Source organism: Sporosarcina sp. P13 (assembly GCF_002743055.1).
GTDB lineage: Bacteria > Bacillota > Bacilli > Bacillales_A > Planococcaceae > Sporosarcina.
Window position 1 is genome coordinate 1 of record NZ_PDYM01000043.1, and the last position, 25,975, is coordinate 25,975.

The 25,975-nt window shown below is 40.0% G+C and carries 27 protein-coding genes and 1 riboswitch; of the genes, 21 read left to right on the plus strand and 6 right to left on the minus strand.

The window, feature by feature from the left end:
* The first annotated feature begins 167 nt into the window (after positions 1–167).
* Positions 168–1,574 (plus strand): methyl-accepting chemotaxis protein, encoded by a 1,407-nt coding sequence (locus CSV79_RS14635; protein ID WP_143560590.1) that lies wholly within the window; start codon positions 168–170, stop codon positions 1,572–1,574.
* A 40-nt stretch (positions 1,575–1,614) separates the two neighbouring features.
* Here the strand turns inward: CSV79_RS14635 and thpR are convergent, their stop codons facing one another.
* Positions 1,615–2,163: an RNA 2',3'-cyclic phosphodiesterase gene (gene thpR / locus CSV79_RS14640; protein WP_158232555.1), complete on the minus strand. Its 549-nt coding sequence runs from the start codon at positions 2,161–2,163 to the stop codon at positions 1,615–1,617.
* Positions 2,164–2,340: 177 nt separating this feature from the next.
* Between thpR and CSV79_RS14645 the strand changes: the two genes are divergently transcribed.
* Entirely contained in the window at positions 2,341–3,135 is a 795-nt protein-coding gene (locus CSV79_RS14645; protein WP_099689790.1) for an HAD family hydrolase, read from the plus strand.
* Positions 3,136–3,207: 72 nt separating this feature from the next.
* Entirely contained in the window at positions 3,208–3,654 is a 447-nt protein-coding gene (locus CSV79_RS14650) for a small multi-drug export protein (RefSeq protein WP_099689791.1), read from the plus strand.
* Between the two features lie 41 nt (positions 3,655–3,695).
* Here the strand turns inward: CSV79_RS14650 and serA are convergent, their stop codons facing one another.
* A complete protein-coding gene (serA, locus tag CSV79_RS14655; RefSeq protein WP_099689792.1) occupies positions 3,696–5,282 on the minus strand; it encodes a phosphoglycerate dehydrogenase in 1,587 nt (528 codons plus the stop codon).
* 617 nt (positions 5,283–5,899) lie between these two features.
* Between serA and CSV79_RS14660 the strand changes: the two genes are divergently transcribed.
* The gene (locus tag CSV79_RS14660) at positions 5,900–6,211 is read left to right on the plus strand and encodes a thioredoxin family protein (RefSeq protein WP_099689793.1); all 312 of its coding nucleotides are present in this window, start codon (positions 5,900–5,902) and stop codon (positions 6,209–6,211) included.
* A 43-nt stretch (positions 6,212–6,254) separates the two neighbouring features.
* Here the strand turns inward: CSV79_RS14660 and CSV79_RS14665 are convergent, their stop codons facing one another.
* Positions 6,255–6,524 (minus strand): AbrB/MazE/SpoVT family DNA-binding domain-containing protein, encoded by a 270-nt coding sequence (locus CSV79_RS14665; RefSeq protein WP_099689794.1) that lies wholly within the window; start codon positions 6,522–6,524, stop codon positions 6,255–6,257.
* 180 nt (positions 6,525–6,704) lie between these two features.
* Positions 6,705–6,811: riboswitch (SAM riboswitch) on the plus strand.
* A 95-nt stretch (positions 6,812–6,906) separates the two neighbouring features.
* Here CSV79_RS14665 and metA point away from each other — a divergent pair.
* Together metA and CSV79_RS14675 are read left to right on the plus strand one after the other, a co-directional pair.
* On the plus strand, positions 6,907–7,815 hold the full coding sequence (gene metA / locus CSV79_RS14670; RefSeq protein WP_099689795.1) for a homoserine O-acetyltransferase MetA: 909 nt from the start codon (positions 6,907–6,909) through the stop codon (positions 7,813–7,815).
* Positions 7,816–7,902: 87 nt separating this feature from the next.
* The gene (locus CSV79_RS14675) at positions 7,903–8,607 is read left to right on the plus strand and encodes a YetF domain-containing protein (protein WP_099689812.1); all 705 of its coding nucleotides are present in this window, start codon (positions 7,903–7,905) and stop codon (positions 8,605–8,607) included.
* Between the two features lie 114 nt (positions 8,608–8,721).
* On the opposite strand, the gene CSV79_RS14680 is transcribed toward CSV79_RS14675, so the two are convergent.
* Positions 8,722–9,306, minus strand: a complete 585-nt coding sequence (locus CSV79_RS14680) for a spore coat protein (protein ID WP_099689813.1) — start codon at positions 9,304–9,306, stop codon at positions 8,722–8,724.
* 168 nt (positions 9,307–9,474) lie between these two features.
* Between CSV79_RS14680 and CSV79_RS14685 the strand changes: the two genes are divergently transcribed.
* Positions 9,475–10,755 (plus strand): glycoside hydrolase family 18 protein, encoded by a 1,281-nt coding sequence (locus CSV79_RS14685; RefSeq protein ID WP_099689796.1) that lies wholly within the window; start codon positions 9,475–9,477, stop codon positions 10,753–10,755.
* A gap of 49 nt (positions 10,756–10,804) precedes the next feature.
* Here CSV79_RS14685 and CSV79_RS17020 read toward each other — a convergent pair whose 3' ends face one another.
* On the minus strand, positions 10,805–10,948 hold the full coding sequence (locus CSV79_RS17020) for a hypothetical protein (protein WP_199171935.1): 144 nt from the start codon (positions 10,946–10,948) through the stop codon (positions 10,805–10,807).
* Positions 10,949–11,347: 399 nt separating this feature from the next.
* Here CSV79_RS17020 and gdhA point away from each other — a divergent pair, with 399 nt between their 5' ends.
* From gdhA to CSV79_RS14700, 3 genes are all read left to right on the plus strand, one after another.
* Positions 11,348–12,730 carry an NADP-specific glutamate dehydrogenase gene (gdhA, locus tag CSV79_RS14690; RefSeq protein ID WP_099689797.1) on the plus strand — a complete coding sequence of 461 codons (1,383 nt, stop codon included), beginning with the start codon at positions 11,348–11,350 and terminating at the stop codon, positions 12,728–12,730.
* A gap of 140 nt (positions 12,731–12,870) precedes the next feature.
* Entirely contained in the window at positions 12,871–14,085 is a 1,215-nt protein-coding gene (locus CSV79_RS14695) for an argininosuccinate synthase (protein WP_099689798.1), read from the plus strand.
* Between the two features lie 101 nt (positions 14,086–14,186).
* Complete coding sequence (locus CSV79_RS14700) at positions 14,187–14,759, plus strand: YdcF family protein (RefSeq protein ID WP_099689799.1); 573 nt, start codon at positions 14,187–14,189, stop codon at positions 14,757–14,759.
* Between the two features lie 214 nt (positions 14,760–14,973).
* Here CSV79_RS14700 and CSV79_RS14705 read toward each other — a convergent pair whose 3' ends face one another.
* Complete coding sequence (locus tag CSV79_RS14705; protein ID WP_099689800.1) at positions 14,974–15,768, minus strand: histidinol-phosphatase HisJ family protein; 795 nt, start codon at positions 15,766–15,768, stop codon at positions 14,974–14,976.
* A 146-nt stretch (positions 15,769–15,914) separates the two neighbouring features.
* Between CSV79_RS14705 and hisZ the strand changes: the two genes are divergently transcribed.
* The 11 genes from hisZ to rlmN all read left to right on the plus strand — a co-directional run bounded on the left by hisZ (position 15,915) and on the right by rlmN (position 25,845).
* Positions 15,915–17,147, plus strand: coding sequence for an ATP phosphoribosyltransferase regulatory subunit (gene hisZ, locus CSV79_RS14710; RefSeq protein ID WP_158232556.1), 1,233 nt, complete (start codon positions 15,915–15,917; stop codon positions 17,145–17,147).
* Positions 17,135–17,770 carry an ATP phosphoribosyltransferase gene (gene hisG, locus CSV79_RS14715; protein ID WP_099689802.1) on the plus strand — a complete coding sequence of 212 codons (636 nt, stop codon included), beginning with the start codon at positions 17,135–17,137 and terminating at the stop codon, positions 17,768–17,770. The genes hisZ and hisG overlap by 13 nt, the downstream gene beginning before the upstream one ends.
* The gene (gene hisD, locus CSV79_RS14720) at positions 17,767–19,047 is read left to right on the plus strand and encodes a histidinol dehydrogenase (protein ID WP_099689803.1); all 1,281 of its coding nucleotides are present in this window, start codon (positions 17,767–17,769) and stop codon (positions 19,045–19,047) included. The genes hisG and hisD overlap by 4 nt, the downstream gene beginning before the upstream one ends.
* Positions 19,048–19,632, plus strand: a complete 585-nt coding sequence (gene hisB, locus CSV79_RS14725; RefSeq protein WP_099689804.1) for an imidazoleglycerol-phosphate dehydratase HisB — start codon at positions 19,048–19,050, stop codon at positions 19,630–19,632.
* Positions 19,633–19,665: 33 nt separating this feature from the next.
* Entirely contained in the window at positions 19,666–20,391 is a 726-nt protein-coding gene (gene hisA / locus CSV79_RS14730; RefSeq protein ID WP_099689805.1) for a 1-(5-phosphoribosyl)-5-[(5-phosphoribosylamino)methylideneamino]imidazole-4-carboxamide isomerase, read from the plus strand.
* Positions 20,378–21,142 (plus strand): imidazole glycerol phosphate synthase subunit HisF, encoded by a 765-nt coding sequence (gene hisF, locus CSV79_RS14735; protein WP_099689806.1) that lies wholly within the window; start codon positions 20,378–20,380, stop codon positions 21,140–21,142. Before hisA ends, hisF begins: the two co-directional genes overlap by 14 nt.
* Complete coding sequence (gene hisIE, locus CSV79_RS14740; RefSeq protein ID WP_099689807.1) at positions 21,135–21,785, plus strand: bifunctional phosphoribosyl-AMP cyclohydrolase/phosphoribosyl-ATP diphosphatase HisIE; 651 nt, start codon at positions 21,135–21,137, stop codon at positions 21,783–21,785. The genes hisF and hisIE overlap by 8 nt, the downstream gene beginning before the upstream one ends.
* Positions 21,778–22,839: a histidinol-phosphate transaminase gene (gene hisC, locus CSV79_RS14745; protein ID WP_099689808.1), complete on the plus strand. Its 1,062-nt coding sequence runs from the start codon at positions 21,778–21,780 to the stop codon at positions 22,837–22,839. The genes hisIE and hisC overlap by 8 nt, the downstream gene beginning before the upstream one ends.
* Positions 22,840–23,059: 220 nt before the next feature.
* Complete coding sequence (locus CSV79_RS14750; RefSeq protein WP_099689809.1) at positions 23,060–24,412, plus strand: cyclic 2,3-diphosphoglycerate synthase; 1,353 nt, start codon at positions 23,060–23,062, stop codon at positions 24,410–24,412.
* Between the two features lie 96 nt (positions 24,413–24,508).
* Positions 24,509–24,688 (plus strand): hypothetical protein, encoded by a 180-nt coding sequence (locus CSV79_RS14755; RefSeq protein ID WP_099689810.1) that lies wholly within the window; start codon positions 24,509–24,511, stop codon positions 24,686–24,688.
* 80 nt (positions 24,689–24,768) lie between these two features.
* The gene (gene rlmN, locus CSV79_RS14760) at positions 24,769–25,845 is read left to right on the plus strand and encodes a dual-specificity RNA methyltransferase RlmN (RefSeq protein WP_099689811.1); all 1,077 of its coding nucleotides are present in this window, start codon (positions 24,769–24,771) and stop codon (positions 25,843–25,845) included.
* The last annotated feature ends 130 nt before the right edge of the window (positions 25,846–25,975 follow it).

Below are 25,975 nucleotides of genomic sequence, written 5' to 3' on the forward strand. Positions count from 1 at the left end.
ACTTCAGCACCTTTCTTATCCTCCGTTTCATCAGTTATCAAATACACTCTAAGTTTAACTGATAGGAGGATGTGTGAGCGAAAAGTGTTCATTTTTATCGAGCAGAAACTGTCCAGTTTAGTTTAGCAGTTACAGCACAGCAACAAAACCAAGATCGATTGAATGAATTGGACAAAATTATTCATAATAAAGTGATGAAAAGTACGATTTCAGAGATTCGTGAAGCATCGGATAGATATAATGAATATCTACAAGATATTATTGAGGCAAAAAAGGCAGGTAATGATGAAAAAGTTTTACAAATCGGGAGGAATGGGGTAACCTATCAATTTGTTATTTCTGATAATATACATACTTTGATTGAGTATCAAAAGGAGCAACAAGATACAATGTCAGCGGAAGTAAAAGAATATACAAAAAGTGCGACGTTGTTAATGATTGGGTTAATTATTCTAGGATTGATAGCGAGTATTGTGATTACGATAATTATTAGTCGACTAATCAGCAGACCTGTGAGCCGAATGACAGAAGCCTTAGTGGAAGTTTCTGCTGGTGATTTTGCAATAGAGCACATCTCTATTAAAAACCAAGATGAAATCGGTGATATGGCAACTGCATTGAATACGATGGTAAGAGATCTAAAAGGAATCATCCAACGTGCGCGCGATTCAGCTATGAAGTTGTCTGTACAGTCAGAAGAATTATCTGCTAGTTCAGAAGAGAGCTTAGCTGCTTCTGAAATGGTTGCGGAAATTTCTGAGAAAAATTTACAGACGAGTGAAAAACAATCGAAAATCGTCAATCAATCAACCGCTTCTATGGAAGAGATGGTGACTGCGATAGATGTGATCACTCAAGACAATGAAGAGATGTTGAATTCATCCAAGGATGTCGCCCGATTGGTAAAGGAAGGCTCAACTTTAATGAATGAAACGACAGATCAGATGAATTACATCAGCCGGACAATCGGAGGATCCATTGTCACAATTAATGAAATGGCCAAAAATACAGCAAATATTCGAAATGTGACGTCAATCATTTCGACGATTGCAGAACAGACAAACTTGCTGGCCCTCAATGCAGCTATTGAAGCAGCACGCGCGGGAGAGCATGGTAAGGGCTTTGCAGTCGTTGCTGAAGAAGTCAGAAATCTGGCTGAACAATCGAAACGCTCTACTGAAGAAATCGGTCGCATGGTAGATACGATTATTGAAGATGTATTGAAAGTTGTCGATAGTACAGATGAAGGACATAAACGTGTAGAAGAAGGTTTGGCATCTACGAAGAAGACTAATGCAATCTTTGAAAGAATCGAATACGCTACGTCAGATGTCAGTGGAAAAATAGCAACTGTGTCTTCGGCAATCGAAGAAATTCGAGCGATGACGGAAGAAGTCGCAATTGGTTCAAGACAAGTGGAGGAATTGGCGATACAAGCATCTGCTGAAGCCCAATCTACTAGTGCGGCGACAGTAGAACAACTAGCAGCCAATCAAGAAATCACTTCTAGTTCACAAACATTAGCTGAATTAGCGGAACAACTTCAAAATGATATGGGACGTTTTAAAGTATAGAAAGTGAATAGGCAAAAGAGCTGATTGCGAATATAGGCAATCAGTTCTTTTTTAATGGAAAGTAGGTAATTGATTCGTACGATGGGCTAACTTGCGGATGAATTGCAAATAATGTGAAGCCTTTAATTTCTATGGGAACGGGTGGGATCTTTTCTTTAGCTAGTTGCATCTTGTCTAACACTTTACGCTTTTTAGCGATTGTAATATGGGGAACAAAGCGATTTTCCTGTTCTAACCCAAGAATCTTCCCGGTGCGTCTACCGATTTGTCGTTGTAAATTACATAGCGCTCCCACTGGTTCAACTGATAGATAAACTACACGTGGGCCCGTCGATGAACCGAAAAAGGATAACCCGGTGACGGACGTAGTGAAGCAATTATGATCTTGTGAAATTTTATGCAATGCATCTTCGAGTGAAGGTTTCTTGGATTCATCTAGTTCTCCGATATAACACATGGTCATATGCAAATCGTCAGCATGTGGAATGACTTTGTATTTTTCTCCTAATCGGTAGCTCGTTCGAAAGTGTTCAGCAATGTTTTCAACGTGGTAGGCAATGGGAATGCCGATAAAATAATGTTGTGCCATATTCATCTAACCTCCTACTTACTAGTTTCCCTTCCTAGTTAAGAAATATGCACAAAATAATATAAAGAGACTCATGGCCTATAAACAGTAGCAAGCTACCTAACAAATTGGCTCATTTATGTGTATAATGGGAATTGGATTTAACTACAAAACTCTTATAATGAAGGGGATGGCGAATTGATTAAAACGTTGATTTTTGATTTAGATGATACGTTAATTTGGGATGCGAAAAGTATTGCGATGGCTTTCCAAAAAACATGTGAGTACGCAACGAAAAAGTTGGGAGTGAACCCAACAGAATTAGAACATGCTGTGCGTCAAGAAGCAAGAGAGTTGTATGCAACGTACGAGACATACCCACACACTCAGAACATCGGAATTAATCCGTTTGAAGGACTATGGGGTATTTTCGATGATGAAGGGGAAGAGTTCCAGAAGATGAAGGGAATTGTTCCAGGCTATCAAAAAGAGGCATGGATTAGAGGATTAAAGAAACTTGGAATCGATGATGAACCATTCGGTAGAGAGTTGGCAGAGATGTTTCCTAAAGAACGTAAAAATCATCCCTTTATATATGAAGAGACATATGAAGTTCTTGATCGTTTAAAAGGAAACTATCAACTAGTGTTATTAACGAATGGTTCACCAAGTCTACAACAAATCAAGTTAACAATTTCACCAGAGATCCCGCCATACTTTGACCATATTATCGTTTCAGGTGCGTTTGGTAAGGGGAAACCGGATGCTTCTATTTTCCAACATGTGCTGGATACATGTGAGGTTCAAGCGGATGAAGCTATAATGATCGGCGATAATTTGATGACGGATATTCTTGGTTCCAATCGTGTAGGTATGAAAAACGTTTGGATCAATCGTGAAAATAAAGCGCCAAGTGATGAAGTAAAACCAACCTATGAAATAACGAATTTAAATGAATTGTTTCCTATAATTGATAATTTGAAAAACCGATGAGGATCTCTTCCTCATCGGTTTTCCGATTCTGCTATACTTGTTCTAGCAGATTATACATCAAGGAGGTTCACCATGCTAGAATATTTCTTAGTTTTTTTAGGGGCTGCTATACCATGGATAGAAATCATGCTTGTCATCCCTCTAGGTATCATTCGAGGTTTGTCACCGGTGTGGGTGATGATCCTCTCGTTCGCCGGTAATATGGCAACGATTATATTACTAATCATTGGTTTTCAGCAAATCAAAGATTGGATTGAACGCAGGAATAAGAAAAAAGGAAAAGGCGAATCGAAACGGCGTAAGCAGGGTGAAAAAATTATGAATACATATGGTTTACCTGTTTTAGCGCTCGCAGGACCGATTCTTATCGGCACGCACATCGCTGCGTTCATTGGACTCGTCTTCGGTGCGAATAAAATGACTACCTTAATTTGGTCCGCCATTAGCATTGCGCTATGGAGTCTAGTATTTGGCATCCTCACCGCCATGGGTTTCGACTTCTTCGTTAGTCGCACATAAAAAACTCAGCTGATACGCATATCAGCTGAGTTTTCATGTTCTTATAGATCAATTGCTTTTGCGTCGTGGATATTTTGAACTTCTTTGATGTTTTTAATGGAACTAGATTCTACGTGATGATCCACAGTTAACATCATTATCGCGTCTCCACCTTCAGCAGAACGTCCAACTTGCATCGCTGCAATGTTGATATTTTCTTCTGCAAGCAATGTACCTACACGGCCGATTGCACCAGGCTGGTCAATGTGGCGGATGAATAGTAAGTGACCTTTTGGAATCGCATCGACAATATAATCGTCAACTTTTACGATACGTGGTCCAAGACCGTTAAGAAGTGTACCCGCTACTTTGCGGATTCCTTTTGTTGTTACAATTTCCACTGTGATCAAGTTCGAGAACCCTCTACCAGTAGTCGTCTTCTGCTCATTCACTTTGATACCGTAACGATCAGCCATTAGCTTTGCGTTTACATCATTGACTGTTTCGCCAAGGTTACGCTTGAGAAGACCTTTTACTGTGTTGCGAGTCAATGCGCGCACATCGTAGTTTGCTAATTCGCCTGCATATTGAATGTTGATCTCGTTGATAACAGAGTTTTGAATTTGTGATAAGAACATACCTAGTTTTTCTGTTAGATCGAAGAATGGCTCGATTTTCGCCAATACATCACGAGAAACGGATGGTAAGTTTACTGGATTACGTACAGAACCGATTGTTAAGAAGTTTACTACGTCACGGCTAACGTCTACGGCAACAGATTCCTGAGCTTCGAACGTGCTTGCACCTAGGTGAGGTGTCGCAATGACTTCTGGTAATGTCAATAATTTGTGATCCAAGAATGGCTCTTCTTCAAATACGTCAAGTGCTGCTCCTGCTACTTTGCCTTCAACAATTGCATCGTATAGAGCATCTTCATCGATGATTCCACCGCGTGCACAGTTGATGATTTGTACACCAGTTTTCATCTTCGCGAATGCTTCTTTGTTGATCATTCTACGTGTTTCTTTAAGTAACGGTGTGTGAACCGTGATGAAATCTGCTGCGACTAGTACTTCGTCAACTGTTCCGATTTCAATACCTAACTTTTTAGCGATATCTTCTGTTAAAAATGGGTCAAACGCAATGACGTTCATACGCTGTCCTTTTGCACGTCTAGCTACCTCAGCACCAATACGCCCAAGTCCGATGATGCCAAGAGTTTTGTTTTTCAACTCCACACCTAGGAATGACTTTCTGTCCCATTTACCGTTCTTCAACGAGTTAAATGCCTGAGGAATTTTGCGAGCCATTGACATCATCATAGCGACTGTGTGCTCAGCAGCTGAATTTGTGTTTCCGTCAGGAGCGTTTACTACGATAATTCCTTTTTCAGTAGCAGCATCTAGATCAATATTATCGACACCTACACCTGCACGACCAATGATTTTCAATTGGTCAGCTGACTCCAACAATTCCTTTGTAACTGTTGTTTGGCTCCGTACAAGAAGTGCGTCAAAACCTTTGATGCGATCCTTTAACTGGTCAGGTGTTAAATCTGTGTCAATTACAATTTCAAAACCTTCTGCTTGTCGTAATGGAAAAATACCGTCTTCACTAAGTGGGTCACTAATAAGTACTTTAAAAGCCATGTTAATCATTCTCTCCTTCAATTGTTTGTATTGGATTTTTTGTAAATACTACTTGTGTAATAGAGCGTATTTTATGTAAGTTTGCGAACCCTCCTTTAGGTAAAATAAAAAAAGCCTTCCACCCCTTACATACTACGTAAGGGGCGAAAAGCTCGATAAACTAACGCGGTACCACCCTTGTTTTGCTGCCGAAACAGCCTTCATTCAGCATGCGTAACGTGCATGTAACGAATTGGCTTACTAAATTCAGCCAATCAATTCAGAAGTGCCGCCAACCCTAGAATTTACTGATTCCCACCACTTCATCAGCTCTCTAAGAAATTCTTTTTGGGGAAGGTAAGTCTTCGTCAAAATTGTTTTGCGTATATTAAATTTAGAACTAATCATAACACGTCAAAAGTTATTGTCAATTACTTTTCTAATAAAAATAAAAAACTATTAAATACGAACGTAAAATAGTGAATTAATTGTGAACGTTCGTGTTTAGGTGGTGAAATGATAAAAAACATAACTATTTAAACGTGGCTAGAGTAAATGGGGGAAGTCGTCAGACGAGAAGTTAAAATGAAAACAGTGTTATAGTGGAGCTATACTATTCTTATAAAGGAGTTTTGGACATGAAGAAGTTGGAAACCCTAGAGCAATTTGAGCAACTGAAAAATGAAGAACGTGTTATATTTTTATTCACTGCAGATTGGTGTTCTGATTGTAGAGTGATCGAGCCATTTCTACCAACACTAGAAACCGAATTTACTGAGTATGAGTTTATTTCGGTCGATCGTGACGATTTCATTGATTTATGTAGTCAACTCGATATTTTTGGAATCCCGAGCTTTATTGCGTTCAATGAAGGGAAAGAGACAGGGCGTTTCGTTAGTAAGAACCGAAAAACAAAAGAAGAAATAGAAGAGTTTATCAACAGTCTATAAATGTACAATAAAAAAGCCATCCCGGTTGAGATGGCTTTTTATATTATGAATAATCTCCTAGCTCATTTAAAAGAATCTTTGCGCCTCTAGGGCTAATGAATAAGCCATTTGATAATTGTTTATTTTCATCTAAAACATCACCGGTAATGAAACAGGCTCTGTTTACTTGATACTTTCTTAAAATAATTCGATCGTCTTCAGCGAATATTTCAATCGGGTCCCCTTTGTCTATCAGCAAAGATTTTCTAAGCTCTTTTGGAATGACAATTCTGCCGAGATGATCAACTTTTCGAACAATTCCTAAAGACTTCATGGCGTCCTCCTTGAAAAAAGTAGTTGTTAATTCCTATTATACACAACTTTTTACTATCTACAATTTGCAAGATCGATATTTGTTGAACTATTTGAAAATTTCGCTATACAATTAGTTTATTAGTGTTATAATACTCTGTAAATCAATTTTTGAATTCGTATCGAGAAAACAATTTCATATTACTTATCAAGAGAAGCTAAGGGATTTGGCCTGATGACGCTTCAGCAACCTCTGTGTAAACAGGAAGGTGCTACCTCCAACAAGATTTTATTCTTGAGAGATAAGAATGGTGTGCAAATACCCTCATTTTCTTATCTACAAGAGAAGGGGTATTTTTTATTGCAAAGAAATCAGATAAACGAAAAGCCAAGGGGGAAGACACATGCCGATTAATATACCAAAACAATTACCAGTAGGAAAATTACTAAAAGAAGAAAAAATTTTCGTTATGGATGAAGAACGTGCGATTTCACAGGATATCCGACCGCTGAACATATTGATCTTGAACTTAATGCCTGAAAAAGAGAAAACGGAACTGCAATTATTGCGTTTATTGGGAAATACGCCATTACAAGTGAATGTAACGTTTTTAAATACAGCGACGTATGTTTCAAAAAATGTTAGTCAAACACATTTGGAAACATTCTATACCACATTCGAACACGTCAAAGATCGTCGTTTTGACGGCATGATCATCACGGGGGCACCCATTGAACTTATGCCGTTTGAAGATGTAGTATATTGGAAAGAATTTGTGCAAATTATGGAATGGACGAAAACGAACGTAACATCCGTCCTTCATATTTGTTGGGGTGCGCAGGCAGCGCTTTATCATCACTATGGTATTGATAAGTTTGAGTTAGAAAAGAAGTGTTCAGGTATATACTTACACAATATTACGGATTCGACGGTTAAATTAGCAAGAGGATTCAATGATGAGTTTGTTGCGCCACATTCTCGTAATACATCAGTATCCATTGAAGATATAAAAAATCATCCCGATTTGACACTACTTTCTGCTTCGGACGATGCAGGTGCGTTCATCATTATTTCGAAAGATGAAAAGCATATTATGGTTACAGGACATTTAGAGTATGACGCTTGTACATTAGCAGAAGAATATGCGCGTGATGTTCAAAAGGGAATTGATATCGATGTGCCAGTAAATTATTTCCCTAACGATGATCCAACGAAAGATCCGAAGAATACTTGGCGTTCGCATACGCATCTATTATTCACCAATTGGCTTAACTATTATGTTTACCAAAAGACGCCATATATCTGGAGTTAAAAATGCGAGGATTTTAATATGCTACGTAACGTATAATTCCATCTTACTTCACACATACTGCGAGCAACGGGGGTGCGTGTTGTGAACATGGATGAATTTGTGGAATTAGCTTTTTGGGAGATGACTTTACGAACGGTCCTTTCTTTCATCGTCCTAATGATTTTGGCTCGTTTCATGGGAAAAAAACAAGTGTCTCAACTGACTTTCTTTCATTATGTAACTGGTATCACGATTGGTTCCATTGCAGCAAACTTGGCTGGAGAATCAGAAACACCCTTTCTTAATGGATTGTACGGAATGGTTTTATGGGCGTTATTGACGATTTTAGCCAATTTTTTATCGTTCAAATCAGTGAAATTACGAGTCGCGCTTGATGATAAACCAATGATTGTTATTCAAGACGGCAAAATCATACAAGGCTCATTACGGAAGTTGCGGCTGAATTTTAATGAATTGAATATGATGCTGCGAGAACAATCTATATTTTCTATGAAAGATGTCAATTATGCGATATTTGAAACAAATGGAAATTTGAGCGTTATGCTGAAGCCAACAGAGCAACCTGCCAAAAAGAAAGATGTCAAAGCTTCTGCTACGATGCCAAAATATATTCCGACCGAAATTATTACAGATGGAAAAGTGGAAGAGAAAAATATGCGTGAATTACATCTGACGGATGTGTGGTTGACACAACAATTGGAGCAGCAAGGTATTGGTAAGCCAGAGCATGTGCTGTATGCGGAAATTCAGACAGATGGCAGTTTGTATGTGAATACATTAAAGAAAACGTAAAGTGAAGGTCGCTGAAGTTTATTTAGTCTTCTTCACTTATTTGTTTAGTGGTAAGAATGAAGTGAAAAGAAAAAGAACGGATGGAAAAGGTATCCACCCGTTCTAATTACTTATTTATTGAAGGGGGGTTGGCATGCCAGGCTGACCAACAGGTACATATGATTGAAGCAACAAATTCATGTCATGTTCTTTTAATTGTGGCATTTGGTAATACTGATGTTTGTTTTGATAAATCGCTAATTCATAAGCCATTTCGATACAGTTTGGTATGGAATCAGCGAGTACACGACGAACAACAGGGTTACATACTTCTAATGCGGCGGCTGCTTTTCCAGTAGAACCCTCTTTTGCGGCACTAAGTAAAAAACCCGAAATGATTTCGTCTGTAATTTCACCAGTGGATTGAATCGGCTTCGTTGGAGGTTTTTCTTTCATGCCGTAAATAAAGTCGCTACCTGCTTTCATTTGATATCGTTGCGTTGGATGTGAAGGGTCTTTCCCTGTTTTGAAGCATTCGACTGTAATGTTATATTCATCCAGCATAAATCGGTACTGGCGATCCAAAATATCTAATAGCTCTGGATCTTGTACGTGAGGGCGCAAAATCATCGCTTGGTTTAATGCACCCACCGCGGCACCAAGTACTTCATGCATATCAAAGAGCTCATGTCCACCGTGATTTAACGATGGCGGCACCATACCACCTTGCAAATGTTGAGATGTTTCAAATTGATTGGTCAAATATACTTCCTCCTTCAATTAGTCATTTCCATCAGTTGTAGTATGTGGTGGCAGATAGGTTTTATGCATACTTCATTACGTTCATTCATACCTTGATAAAAGAACATGGAAGGGTAGTGAAGTATTATGCAGATACATGTAGTCCAACAAGGTGAGAGTTTATACAAAATAGGTCAAATCTATGGGGTGCCGTACCAACAAATCATCATAGCAAATGAATTGGATAGCGACCGTTTGGCCGTGGGACAAGCGTTAGTTATTCCTATCGTCGGTGCATACTATTGGGTGCGGCCTGGAGATAGCTTATATAAAATAGCGCAAACTCATGGCTTATCCGTTGAACGTCTCGCGCAGATCAATGGCATCAGCACTACAGCTATGTTGCAAATAGGGCAACGTCTTTATATTCCAGAACAGCCCAAAACGCCTATTGATTCATTATTATACGTGGAACCACGTAATCCAGTGAGCCCCGAAATGCTAGCGGAAGTTAGAAGACACGTCAAACAGCTGACTTATTTAGCAATGTTTAGCTATGAAGTACAGCGCGATGGTTCGCTGAAAGCTCCGACCATTGCAGACATTCCAACGATTGCTGAAAATGCAGGCGTTATCAATATGATGGTGCTGACAAACTTAGAAGAATTCACATTTAGTGCAGAGCTTGCACGTGTGATCTTCACGGATCAAGCAGCGCAAAACCGAATGATACAACAAGCTATTGCCACTGCGAAAAAAATTGGCTATGGGGATATTCATTTCGACTTTGAGTTATTATTCCCGGAAGACCGTGAATTATATAATCAATTATTACGAAATGCGCGCGATCAAATTCATCAAGCTGGATTGACATTGTCGTCGGCACTTGCACCTAAATCCGGGGAAGTGACGACGGGAATTTATGGCGCGCATGATTATAAAGTGCACGGAGAAGTTTGTGATTTTGTTGTATTAATGACGTATGAATGGGGCTATACGTACAGTGCACCACAAGCTGTCAGCCCAATTGGTCCAGTAACAAAAGTTGTAGAGTATGCGGTCAGTCAAATTCCGCGTGAAAAGATTTTTTTAGGGCAGAATTTGTATGGTTATGATTGGTCCGCGCCCTTTGGTGAAGAAAATAGTAAGCCGGCTACCGCATTAAGTCCAAAAACAGCGACTAATTTAGCTATTGAACAACGAGTGGCAATTGAATATGATCCAGTGGCACAGGCTCCTCACTTTACGTATTATGATATACAAGGAACTGAACATGAAGTGTGGTTTGAAGACGCCAGAAGTATTAATGCGAAATTTGACTTGTTGAAGAAATTTAAATTGCGTGGGATTATGTATTGGAAGCTCGGTTTAGCGTTCCCGCAGAATTGGTTGTTGCTAGAAGATCGATTTACTATACGAAAGCGATAAGAAAACAGAGCCTTTCCTATGAATAGGAAAGGCTCGCGTGTTGGAATTTTTATTCATTAGTGAGTACTTTCATAGCGTTTTGGAAAAGATCCATATCAGGATTTACGAGTAAAGCAGGTAGGAAAGCAAATGTCATGAGTAGTAATAGATTAGCTCCTAAAATAGAGCGTAACGTATTGGACTTTTTTTTCATGGTGCTTCGCCTCTTTCTTTTCGTATTATTTCACACGCTCCCGCGAATGCCCATTAACAACTAGCTTCGCATAGATTGATTGAGTAGTTTAATAATACACTTTATTCAGACAATTGTAAAGGTATAAGTTGTTGTAAGTACATAAAATTGACACAAAAGTTAAAGCGTTTTGTAGAAGTTTAAAAAAAATCTTGTAACTTGCTATGTTTTCGGTAATAATATTGGAATACACAGAAATATTTTAGGCGATTAAAAATTCAATTTATTCAGTAGAATTCGTCCTTTTATAGGTGGAATTTCATGAAATAGAGGTGCTTTCAGGATAACTTCTACTGAGTAAAGTGAGCGACTCGTCGGTCGTCAGTTTTCAACTAACAACAAGGAAAGGGATGGTCGCAAATGACAAAGATTGATGAGGTTGAATTTAACAATCGTAAACGAGCAAACGATTATGTTCATGAAGTATATGAATTGGTGAAGAAACGGAATCCAGATGAAAAGGAATTTTTACAGGCAATAAGAGAAATCTTTGATTCCCTTCGTCCTGTCTTTGCTAAGCATCCCGAATTTATCTACAACGGAATTCTTGAGCGGATTACTGAGCCAGAACGAATCATTTCATTCCGCGTGGCTTGGGAAGATGATCAAGGAAAAGTACATGTGAACAGAGGATTCCGTGTTCAGTTCAATAGTGAACTCGGGCCTTATAAAGGTGGACTACGTTTCCATCCATCTGTAAACAGTAGTATTATGAAATTTTTAGCGTTTGAACAAATATTTAAAAATGCGTTGACTGGTCAACCAATTGGTGCAGGTAAAGGTGGATCGGATTTTGATCCTAAAGGCAAGTCTGATCGTGAAATCATGCGCTTTACGCAAAGTTTCATGACAGAGTTGAGTAGACATATCGGGCCGGATATCGACGTTCCAGCTGGGGACATTGGTGTAGGTAAGCGTGAAATTGGTTATCTATTTGGTCAATACAATCGTATAAAAGGCGGTTATGAAGCGGGGATCCTTACCGGGAAAAATCCGGATCATGGCGGTAGCTTAGGTCGTAAAGAAGCAACTGGCTACGGCACAGTTTATTTCGTAGATGAAATGCTCAAAGAGAACAATCTGTCACTTGAAGGCCGAACGATCATCGTATCAGGTTCAGGTAATGTTTCTACGTATGCGATGGAAAAAGCGATGCAACTTGGCGCGAAAGTCGTAGCATGCAGCGATTCAGACGGCTATATATATGATAAAAATGGAATTGATCTTGAGCTTATTAAAGAGTTAAAAGAATATAACAATAAACGTATTTGGGAATATACGAAAGAACATCTTCATGCCGAATACCACGCTGATTGCAGTGCGATTTGGTCGATACCTTGTGATATCGCACTTCCATGTGCAACACAAAATGAAATCGATGAAATTGCTGCACATATGTTAATTGCAAACGGCGTAAAAGCTGTTGGTGAAGGTGCGAACATGCCTTGTACAATTGAAGCAATTGAGATCTTTCAAGAGCATAATATTTTATTCGCTCCTGCAAAAGCAGCGAATGCAGGCGGTGTTGCAGTTTCCGCTATGGAAATGTCACAAAACAGTCAGCGTTTATCTTGGACGGAAGAACAGGTAGATATGCATTTGAAAGATGTTATGCAAAATATTTATAATGACTGTAAAAAAGCAGCAGATGAATACGGAAAACCAGGTAACCTTGTCATGGGAGCGAACGTAGCAGGATTCCTTAGAGTAGCGGATGCAATGGTTGCACATGGTATACGATAAATGATAAAAAACAGACACATTATGTAAAAAAATGTGTCTGTTTTTTTGATTTTTTATTGCGTTCTGGCTGAAATATGATATTATAAAAATACACTAAGTTGAATTAATATACATTCACTTGCATGAGAGGGGACTTACCCATGGAAAAGAAAAAAGTAGTATTAGCTTACTCTGGCGGTTTAGATACATCAGTTGCAATTCAATGGTTAACGGATCAAGGATATAGCGTAGTGGCAGTTTGTTTAGATGTCGGAGAAGGAAAAGATCTTGACTTCATCAAAGAAAAAGCACTACAAGTTGGCGCAGTGAGCAGCTATGTCATTGATGCGAGAGAAGAATTCGCACAAGATTTCGTCCTTCTTTCATTGCAAGCACAAACATATTATGAAAATAAATATCCACTCGTTTCCGCATTATCCCGTCCATTAATTTCTAAAAAATTAGTGGAAATCGCACATCAGGAACATGCGACGACTGTTGCACATGGTTGTACTGGAAAAGGGAATGATCAAGTACGTTTCGAAGTCGCAATCAAATCACTTGATCCGACACTTGAAGTCGTTGCACCGGTCCGTTCATGGAGCTGGTCGCGTGAAGAAGAAATAAATTATGCAAAAGAACATAATATTCCAATTCCAATTGATTTGGATAATCCGTATTCAGTGGATCAAAATCTTTGGGGTCGTGCCAATGAATGTGGAATTCTTGAAGATCCCTGGGCAACGCCACCTGAAGATGCGTTTGGTTTAACGGTATCCATCGAAAATGCACCCGATACAGCGGACATTGTTGAGATCGCGTTTGAACAAGGTGTTCCAGTGAGCATCAATGGGCAGAGGTATTTATTGAGTGATTTGATCACAGAATTAAATTTACTTGCAGGAAAACATGGAGTGGGGCGTATCGATCACGTAGAAAATCGTCTGGTCGGTATCAAATCACGTGAAGTGTATGAAGCTCCGGGCGCGATTACATTGTTGAAAGCACATAAAGAGCTTGAAGATTTGACTCTTGTGAAAGAATTAGCTCATTTTAAGCCGATCATTTCACAAAAATTAGGTGAATTAATTTATAACGGTTTATGGTTCTCTCCTTTACGTGATGCGCTTGAAGCATTTATCAAAGAAACACAGCAATACGTCAATGGTACGGTGCGTGTGAAGTTGTTCAAAGGACATGCATTAGTGGAAGGACGTACATCACCGAATTCATTGTATGATGAAAAATTGGCGACATACACGTCAGAGGATGCATTTGATCAGTCAGCAGCAGTTGGCTTCATTAAATTATGGGGACTGCCGACTGAAGTGCACAGCATGGTTAATAAAAAGCAAATCGTTAAGAAAAACTACTAACAGTGATGCGTGGAAGTAGCGGGGCTTTGAGAGCTCCGCTACTTTTTTGCAACTAATCTTCATTCGACTCCGTCTTACTGTTAAAGAAGAGGGGCGAGTGTATGAAAAAGGGGATAGGCGTTGTGATTGTTGTGCTATTGGCTATAGGGATATGGTTGTTTTGGATGATTCCAGGAGAGCGAATACATAAGGCGCAGCAATTTAAAGCAGATGGAACATATGATTATGCAGTGATTCTCGGAGCGAAAGTAAATGGGGAAGTGCCGTCATTGTCTTTACGTTATCGACTTGAGGAAGCGCTAGCATATGCAAATCGCTATCCGAATGTAAAATTCGTCTTGTCTGGTGGTCAAGGGCTTGATGAAGACATTAGTGAGGCGGAAGCTATGTATCGTTATTTGACATTGAATGGCGTCGCGGTGGAACGTTTGATTTTAGAAGATCAATCAACGTCTACATATGAAAACTTGCTGTATTCGCAGGAATTACTTCCTGAAGTAGCTGGCGTAACGATCATTAGCAGTGACTTTCATTTGGCAAGAGCAAGGTTTTTAGCTAGGCAAATCGGGTGGGATGCAGATGTAGTTGCTGCGAAGACGCCTGAAGTAGTGAAGATGAAAGTGTTGGTTCGGGAGCGTTTTGCGTTGTTTAAGACGTGGGTGTTTCGAAAATGAAGTAATAGATTCATCGGTGCGCGCTCATAGAACTTGGCCGGGCGCTCATAGAACTTGTCCAGTCGCTCATAGACTTGGCTAGGCGCTCATAGACCGCGGCCAGTCGCTCATAGAACTTGGCTAAGCGCTCATAGACCCCGGCTAGGCGCTCATAGAACGCTACCAAGCCATAAAAAAGTGACGAAACACATGTGTTTCGTCACTTTTTCCTATCTTATAAAGAAGAAATTTTATGAAATTCAGGCTTGCCATCTGTGAAAGTAGCTAAATAATCGAAGCCGATGGATTGATACAGTTCAAGTGACTCTTTGAAATCATGGGCGATTTCAGTCGTGCGATGTGCGTCAGAACCGAGTGTGATGATTTCGCCGCCACATTGTTTGTACAACCGTAAAATATCTTCGCTTGGCATATTATGTGACAATCCATAGCGAGTACCAGAAGTATTGAGCTCAATTCCTTTGCCCTCTGGTATAATGATATTGAAGATCTTTTCCAAATAGTCATGAAATTTATTGGCTGGTGGCTGATCTGTATAGCGCTTGATCAAATCGGTATGTCCTAGAACACTATAGCGTTTATAATTTTGAACACAATAAAGCAATTCTTTATAGTATGTTTCGAATGCTTCATCCACAGAACGATCTGCGAATAATTCACGATAATGCAAAGATTTGTTTTCAACAGTATGTAATGAACAAATGACAAAATCAAAGCTATGCTCATCCATCAATTTTTCATAAAGGTGTAATAAGTCTGGTTGAAGACCGATTTCGACTCCTTTTTTTATTGTCAGCTGTCCTTTAAATTGGTCGTTCAGTTGCTGGATTTCTTTCGCATATTCGAGCTTGTCAAAGTCGAAGTGAATCGTGTCATCTGGATACTCATAGTCCACGTGATCGGTAAAACAAATTTCAGTTAGTCCTTTGGCAATTGAAGCTTTGGCCATCTCTTCCATCGGGATCTCGCAATCTGCAGAAAATGCGCTGTGCATATGATAATCAAACATAGTCTCATGTCTCCTTTTCTATAGTACATATTGTAGCAGATGAATCAGGCTACATACAGTTGACAACATCCAAATAATCCATTATAGTTAGAAATAACTTTAGCCTAGTAAAGTGATAAAGTATCCGGAAGGCGGTAGAATAAATAGTGTATTCTGAAATTTTGGCGAGTGAACATGAAAAACATGAAAAAATTATTGGAACGCTAAGCAAGCGGTTCACTACATATGGCTATAAACGTATTAAAACATCCGCGTTTGAACAATACGATTTGTATTCGAATGTGCGCACGTCGATTAACCAAAACGAAATGATCAAAGTGATTGATTATACGGGGGAAGTTTTGGTTTTGCGTCCGGATGTGACGATTCCTTTGACTCAGCAACTCGTTCAGTTGAATGGTAACTTGCCGGAAGAGATGCGTTACTATTATGTCCAGGAAGTATTTAGACAGACATTCCAAGAAAACGAACGAATCGGCAAGACGCAGGCAGGTGTAGAATATTATTGCGAGAGCTCTCCACAGGCAGATGCAGAAACGATTATGCTTGCATGTCATGCATTGCGTGATGTAGGTTTCTCGGATGTGAAAATAGAAATTGGTTACGCTGGGTTTTTCACAGAATTGATAGCGGACTTGCAATTAACTATAGATCAGACAGCTGAACTGAAGACATTGATTCAAGCGAAGAACGTAGTCGAAATCGGACCTTTCCTTAATCAATTGCCGATTGATCCATCAGTAAAAGAAATACTTGAACAATTACCATTACTATACGGTGCACCACAAGTCGTATTTGATAGGCTACAAAACTTGAAGGTGAGCGAATCTGCTCAGCGTGCGATTGATTATTTACAGCAAACATATAAAATCGTTGAGTTATACGGCTTAAAAAAGCATATCGTTATCGACCTCGGATTAATTAACCATATGGGTTACTACTCCGGTATCATTTTTCAAGGTTATGTAGAAAGTTTTGGTAAACCTGTATTGATGGGTGGACGTTATGATTCATTAAGTGAAGAGTTTGGTGTTAAATTGCCAGCGATTGGTTTCGCTTGTGAAATTGATTCATTAGTGAAAGCTGCTGCAAAGAAAGAATTGAAAGAACGCTATAGCATCGACGTAACGGTATTCTTTAAAGAAAGCCGAATGAAATACGCGATTGATATCGCCAATGAATTAAGAGAACGTGACTACCGCGTCGTATCCAAACCTTTAAAAGGCCAAGCATCTGCTAAAGATAGTCAGTATACAATTCAGTTACTAGAACAGCAGAATCTATTAATAGATGAAGAAGAAGCGAAGGAATTTAGAGACTTCAAACAATTACTAGACAGCATCACAAGCAAGAAAGGGGTACCTGAATGGACTATTTAACAGTCGCAATGGCAAAAGGCCGTACAGCGGAACGAGCAATGAAGTTCCTTGAGAAATCGGACGTTCGATTTTCAGAATGGACGGATGATAGCCGTAAGCTCGTTATTTATGACGATAAAAAAACGATTAAACTCATTTTCGTCAAAGCCGTAGATGTACCGGTTTATGTAGAAAAAGGAGCAGCCGACGTAGGGATCGTTGGTAAAGATGTCATGATGGAAGATCCCCGTGATGTCTATGAATTACTAGATTTAGGAATTGGGAAATGCAAACTAGCAGTGGCGGGATTCCCGAATACACCCGTAGAAAATATTCCATTCCTAACCGTCGCATCTAAGTACCCGTTAGTAGCGAAGGAGTATTTTGATAAGAAGGGCATTCGCACAGAAATGATCAAGCTGAATGGCTCAATTGAGTTGGCACCATTGATTGGTATGTCAGACGTCATTGTCGATATCGTCGAAACGGGCACGACATTGAAAGAGAATGGCCTAGTCGTACTAGAAGAAATAGCTGATGTGAGTGCGCGTTTAATCGTCAATAAAGCGAGTTACGCTACGAAAACAGAAGATATTCAACAGTTTATACAAGATATGAAGGAAGGGCTGGAGGTGCGCTCATGAAAACGATTCGTGGGGCTGAATTTACAGAAGAGTTACTACGACGAGACGATTCCAGTCAAGCAGATTTGGAATTTGATCGTAATGTTCTATCAATCATCGATACCGTTCGCGCGCAAGGCGACAAAGCAGTAATCGACTACACCGCACGTTTTGATGGCGTGATGCTGGACGAATTAATCGTCAGTGAAGAAGAAATCAAAGAAGCGGAACAAGCCGTGACAGAAGATTTCTACCGTGCATTACGCGCAGCGAAACAACGAATTTCTACATATCATGAAGCGCAAAAAGAGCAATCTTGGTTCCTAAACCCGAATGAAGGCATCATGCTTGGCCAGAAAGTCACACCAATTGATAGCGTTGGCATTTACGTACCTGGCGGAAAAGCAGCGTATCCTTCAACGGTATTGATGAATGCACTACCAGCAAAAATCGCAGGTGTCGGTCAGATTTCAATGGTCACACCTCCACAAAAAGATGGCAAGATTAATCCTCACGTACTAGTTGCTGCAAAAGAAGCGGGTGTCGATCGCATGTATAAAGTAGGCGGAGCACAAGCAATTGCGGCACTAGCATACGGTACGGAAACGATTGGAAAAGTCGTCAAAATCACAGGTCCAGGTAATGCATATGTAGCACGTGCAAAAAAATGGGTATTCGGTGATGTGGCGATTGATATGATTGCAGGACCGAGTGAAATTTGTGTCGTGGCAGACGCTAATACGAATGCGGTGTATGCAGCTGCAGATTTATTGTCTCAAGCAGAACACGATGAGCGTGCTGCAGCGGTTTGCGTCACAACTAGTGAAGCATTTGCTGTGGAATTATCAAAAGAAATCGAGCGCCAATTAGCTGAGCTAGATCGTATAGAAATCGCGGCGCAATCAATCGAGCAATTCGGTCGAATTATTATCGTTGATACATTACAAGAAGCATTCGACATCGTCAATCGCCTTGCACCAGAGCACTTGGAGCTGATGATTGACAATCCGATGGAACATTTAGCTTCTATCCGCAATGCGGGGGCGATTTTCCTTGGCCAACACGCACCGGAAGCACTTGGTGACTATATGGCAGGACCGAATCATACATTGCCGACAAGTGGAACTGCTGCATTTTCCTCACCACTTGGCGTCTATGATTTCATGAAAAAATCAAGTGTAATTTATTACTCCGAAAACGCACTTGCGGAAGTGGCGGATGATGTCATCACTCTTGCGGAGGCCGAGCAACTAACAGGTCACGCGAATTCGATTAAAGTACGAAAGGCAGGATACTAAATGCGCAGAGAACAAATTTTACGTAAAACAGGTGAGACGGACATTGAAATGGACTTTTCACTCGATGGCACAGGGCAAACAGATATTCAGACAGGCGTCGGATTTTTCGACCATATGTTGACTGCTTTTGCTAAGCACGGACGTTTCGATTTAACAGTCAAATGTGACGGCGATATCGAAGTAGATCAGCATCACTCCGTAGAAGATATCGGTATTGTGCTTGGACAAGCCTTCAATAAATGTATCGGTACAAAAGAAGGTATCGAACGTTTCGCACTTGTCTCGACACCGATGGACGAAGCATTATCTACAGCTTCTATCGATATTAGTGGTCGCTCATACCTCGTCTTCAATGTCGAAGGAATGAAAGACAAAGTAGGCGAATTCGATACGGAGCTAGTTGAAGAGTTTTTCCTAGCGTTTACGAGCAATGCGAAAATTACGTTACACATTAATTTAAACTACGGAAAGAATACACACCACATAATCGAATCCGTCTTCAAAAGTTTCGGTCGTGCGTTGCGTGTAGCGAGTACGATTAATCCAGACATTAAAGGTGTACCTTCCACTAAAGGTACTTTGTAATAAAAATGATGATCTACTTAGGAGGATTTGTTGATGATTTTATTCCCTGCAATTGATATTAGAGGTGGCAAATGTGTACGCCTCATTCAAGGTGATTACGCGCAAGAAATCGTTTATAATGACTCGCCGACAGATATGGCGCAAGGATGGCAACGTCAAGGGGCCGAATACATTCACGTGGTAGATTTAGATGGGGCAAAAACAGGTGACTCAGCGAACAAGCTAGCCATTGAAGCAATCGCAAAAGCTGTAACTGTTCCCGTACAAGTGGGTGGCGGAATTCGCAACATGGACATCGTAGATTCACATATTAAAAACGGTGTAGCACGTGTAATTATCGGTACAGCAGCGATTCAAGATCCGGAATTCCTGAAGCAAGCGGTTGAAAAGTATGGCGATCAAATTGCCGTATCAATTGATGCACGAAATGGTTTAGTCGCAACAGATGGCTGGACGGCAACGAGTGATGTTAAAGCAGTGGATCTATTACAAGACTTAGCAAAAATCGGTGTAAAAACAGTGGTTTACACGGACATCATGAAAGACGGCATGTTGCAAGGCCCGAACTTTGAAGAACTACAAATAATGAATGAAGCATCTTCCATAGACATTATCGCGTCAGGTGGTGTATCAACAGAATCGGATATTAAGACGCTCGCTGCTAGGGACATGTATGGTGCAATTATTGGTAAAGCTTTATACGAAGGCAATTTATCTTTAGAAAAATTATTGGGGGACGACAGCCATGTCAAAAACTAAAAAAATCATTCCATGTTTGGATGTAGACAACCGTAAAGTTGTAAAAGGAAAGAAATTTCTAGACGTGCAAGAAGTAGCAGATCCTTTAACGTTAGCAAAAAAGTACGTTGCAGACGGTGCAGATGAACTTGTATTCTACGATATTTCCGCGTCTACAAAAAACCGTAGTATGTTCTTAGACTTAATCGAAGAAATTGCAAAAGAAGTGCCCGTACCTTTTATCGTCGGTGGTGGAATTCGTACGTTGGAAGACGTCGATACGGTATTTGCTATCGGTGGTAATAAAGTTTCCATCAACAGCGCAGCTTTGACAAATCCAGAGTTGATCAAAGAAGTAGCTGATAAATATGGTTCTGAGCGCGTCATGTTGTCTATGGACGTACGTCAAGAAGGTGAAGGGAAATGGTCTGTGTACGCAAAAGGTGGCATGGAACCAACAGGTATTGATGCGATTGAATGGGCGGTTAAAATGGAAGCATTAGGCGCTGGTGAGCTGGTCGTCAATAGTGTCGATGAAGATGGCGTGAAGGATGGTTATAATATCGCATTAAACCGTGCGATGGCAGAAGCGGTTAATATACCAATCGTCGCAAGTGGCGGTGCTGGTAAACCCGAACACTTTAAAGAGGTACTGACTGAAGGTAAAGCAGACGCAGCACTTGCAGCTTCGGTATTCCACTTCAATGAAATCAATATCCGCGACTTGAAAAATTACTTAGCAGAAGAAAAAATCGCAGTTAGGAATGACTAATATGACTCTAGACATCAATGCACTTAAATTCGACGACAAAGGCCTTCTACCAGCCATCGTACAAGACGATCGTACAGGTGAAGTGCTCATGCTTGCATATATGAATAAAGAAGCAATTGAAAAAACCTTAGAAACAAATGAAACTTGGTTCTATAGCCGTTCAAGACAAGAATTATGGAACAAAGGCGCAACTTCAGGCAATCGCCAGCAAGTAAAGCGTATCTCATTAGACTGTGACAAGGACACATTGCTCGTGCAAGTGGCACCTCAAGGTCCGGCTTGTCATACAGGTGAAAAAACATGCTTCTTCACAACGGTTACAGAAACAGAAGAATCATTACGTGAAGTTGTTTATGAAGTAATTGACGAAATCGCAGACCGTAAAGCGAATCCGTTAGAAGGTTCATACACGACCTACCTATTTAATGAAGGCATTGACAAAGTGTTGAAGAAAGTCGGCGAGGAGACCACTGAAGTCGTAATCGGTGCGAAAAACGCTGATAAAGAAGAAGTATCCAATGAAATTGCAGATTTGATCTATCACACACTTGTACTGATGAATATTCTTGATGTGGATTTAACAGATGTTCAGCAAGTATTACGCGAAAGAAGACCGAAAAAGGAAGTGCTACGCAATGAGTAGATTTCTGAGCACAGTTGCACGCCGGACGGAACCTTATGTTCCCGGCGAGCAATTGAATCAGCCAGATATCATCAAGTTAAATACCAATGAAAATCCGTATCCACCAAGTCCTAAAGTAGTAGAAGCTATCCAAGCAACTCTCGACGACAACACGTTACAGCGTTATCCGTCACCGACAGTCGATCCGTTGCGCCACGCGATTGCAAAGACATACGGACTGACTAAGGACAATGTTTTTGTCGGTAATGGCTCTGATGAAGTTTTGGCATTTGCGTTCATGGCATTTTTTGAGCCAGGAAAAATGATTAAATTCCCGGAAATCAGCTATAGCTTTTATCCGGTCTACTCGAAGATATTCGATATTTCATATGAACAGGTGCCTTTGAACAAGGACTTTACGCTCGCTAAGGAGAAATTCTTCGGTTCAGAAGGTGGCGTGATTTTACCAAATCCAAATGCACCGACGAGTATTTACGAAGAACTTGACGGAATCGAAGAGATTTTGCAGCAAAATCCAGATCAAGTCGTGATCATTGACGAAGCGTATATTGACTTTGCAGGTCCTTCTGCGATGAAGTTGATCGATCGTTATGATAATTTATTAGTGATTCAAACGACGTCAAAATCACGTGCGCTTGCTGGATTACGTGTTGGCTTTGCGTTAGGTCAGCCCGAATTAATCGCTGGATTGACGCGCATCAAGGATTCATTCAACTCGTATACGATTGATCGTCTGGCAATGGCGGGTGCAACTGCAGCATTTGAAGATCATGCGTATTTCTCTGAAAGTACGAAGAAAATTATTCGTACACGAGAGCATACGGTTGAATCATTGAAACAACTTGGATTCGAAGTATTACCTTCTGATGCGAACTTCGTATTTGCGAAGCCGATCAACCAAGATGCAAAGATGCTGTATGAGCAATTAAAGACAAGAGGAATTTTGGTTCGTCACTTTGATTCCGAGTTAATCAGTGACTACTTACGCATTACAATCGGCACTGATGAACAGATGGGCGTTTTATTCAAAGTACTTAAACAGCTGGATAAATGAATATACTCATAAAAAACCATTCGACTCTGAATGGTTTTTATTTATGTGAATATTGATAATACGATAAGAAATGCTATATCTACAACGTTTTCGACATAATTAATTTCTGTTTTTGACGTATATATACTCAAAATCATATGTTTTTTTAATTTAGCTGTTGTATTTTTATACAACATGACTTATAATAATAAAAAGAAGCTCGATTGGAGAGATAAAATTTATGAAAACAAAAAATATAATTATCATTGGTGCAGCAGGCCGAGATTTCCATAACTTTAATACATACTACCGTAACAAAGAAGAATTCAATGTTGTTGCGTTCACAGCAACGCAAATTCCAGATATCGACGGACGTAAATATCCGGCTGAATTAGCTGGCGAATTATATCCAGAAGGAATTCCAATTTATTCTCAGGAACAATTACCTGAGTTGATCAAAGAACTTAAAGTAGATGAATGTGTATTTTCATACAGCGATATTAGCTACGAAAATGTTATGGGAATCGGTGCGATTGTGAACGCTGCAGGTGCAAACTTCACATTACTTGGTTCAAAAGCGACTATGATTAAAAGTAATAAGCCAGTTATTTCTGTTTGTGCGGTTAGAACGGGAACAGGTAAAAGTCAGACGTCACGTAAAATCATTGAAACATTGCTCGAGCATGACTTAAAAGTAGTAGCGGTCCGTCACCCTATGCCATATGGTGATCTAGCGGCACAACGTGTTCAACGTTATGCGACAGTAGAAGATTTCAAGAAACATAATTGTACAATTGAAGAGATGGAAGAGTATGAGCCACACGTAGATCGTGGCAACATCATTTATGCGGGTGTCGATTACCAAGATATCTTAGATGCTGCTGAAAATGATCCAGACGGCTGTGACGTAATCCTTTGGGATGGCGGAAACAACGACTTTTCATTTTACGAGCCAGATTTAGCAATTACAGTACTTGACCCACACCGTCCCGGCCACGAGTTGAAATATTACCCAGGTGAAGTGTGCTTGCGTACAACTGACGTATCAATCATTAACAAAATTGATAGTGCATCTGAAGAAGCAATCCAAACAGTTGAAAACAATATTAAATTTGCAGCACCAAACAGCACAATTATCAAAGCTGAATCCAAAATCACTGTAGACAACCCTGAAATCATTAAAGGTAAGCGCGTGTTGATCGTAGAAGACGGTCCAACGTTGACGCACGGTGAAATGAAATTGGGTGCAGGTGTAATTGCAGCACAGCGTTTAGGTGCAGCAGAAATCGTTGACCCACGTCCATTTGCTGTAGGTAGCTTGATCACAACTTTCGACAAGTATCAGCATATTGAGAATATCTTGCCAGCAATGGGCTATGGTGAGCAACAGTTGAAAGACCTTGAAGAGACAATCAATGCAGCGGATGTAGACGCAGTGATCATTGGAACACCAATGGATCTATCCCGTGTCATCAACATCAACAAGCCTTGTACACGTGTGTATTATGACTTAGATGAAGTTGGAAGTCCGAACCTTGAAATGGTTTTGACAGACTTCATCCAAAAGCATAAATTAACTACTACAAATGTATAAGAAAATCTAACTAAGTACGCACCCGTCTTGGATGAAAATCCGGTCGCGGGTGCGTTTTTCTGCTATACTACGAATAGATAATTGGGGGGGAATATCATGTTTAATTCAAAAATTATTGATCTCGTCATCGGTGCGGTTATGGCGTATTTTGCATATGACAGAATTACGACTGGACATACTGGGATGGGAATCTTTTTCGCTGTACTCGCATTATTAAACTTACTTGCTTTTTACTTGAAACTAAGAACCGACAAAGATGTGCGAAAAAATCAATAAAACGAATCAGTTGTTCCAATTTAGGCAATCCTGTAGTATAATAACGGGATTGCAATTTTTGAAATGAGGCTAGAATCTAAATGAAACCATCCATATACGGTTTGACGATCGAACAATTGACAAACTTCTTCATAGAACAAGGACAGCAAAAATTCCGTGCAGCACAAGTATGGGACTGGCTCTACAAAAAACGCGTACAGTCTTTCGATGAAATGAAAAACATCAATAAGGAAACGCGCGACCTTCTAAATGAACATTTCACGATTCAGACACTTGAACAGAACGTCAAGCAAGTATCACAAGACGGCACCGTGAAATTCCTATTCAAAATGACAGACGGTAACTTAATTGAAACAGTCCTAATGAAATTCCCTTATGGCTATTCTGTTTGTGTAACAACACAAGTTGGCTGTAATATCGGCTGTAGTTTCTGTGCAAGTGGTTTACTGCGTAAAAACCGTGACCTTGATGCAGGTGAAATTGTTGGACAGATTATGAAAGTGCAAGAACATCTTGATGGTAAAGGCGAAGACGAACGTGTTAGCCACATCGTTGTGATGGGCATTGGGGAACCATTCGACAACTACGCGAATTTGATGAATTTCCTACATGTTGTGAATGACCAAAAAGGTCTTTCCATCGGTGCGCGCCATATTACGGTATCCACAAGTGGGTTAACTGAAAAGATTAAAGAATTTGCTGATGAAAATATCCAAATCAATTTAGCTGTTTCATTGCACGCACCGAATAATGAGTTGCGTTCAAAAATCATGAAGATCAATAAAGCATTTCCGATTGAAAAGTTAATGGACGCGATCAATTATTATTTAGAAACGACGAATCGTCGAATTACATTTGAATATATTTTGTTACGTGATGTCAATGACCATGTTAAAGAAGCAGAAGAACTCGGCAGATTACTTGCTGACAAACGCCACTTAGCATATGTTAACTTGATTCCATACAATCCAGTGGATGAGCATGGACAGTATCAGCGAAGTGAGCCACAAGCGATTAAATCGTTTTATGAGGCATTGAAACGCAAAGGCATTAACTGCGGTGTCCGACTAGAAAACGGTACGGATATTGATGCAGCATGTGGTCAATTACGTAGTAAACAAATTAAATCAGCCAAAAAACAGCCAGCCGGAGAATAATAAACTGTACCCTATAAGATGGACACTTTGAAAAAGTCCGTCTTATAGGGTATTTTTGTTTATACATAAAAATGATGTCGGGGGTCGGATCAAATGACTAAACTATTATTCACTAAAAAAGAACAAGATC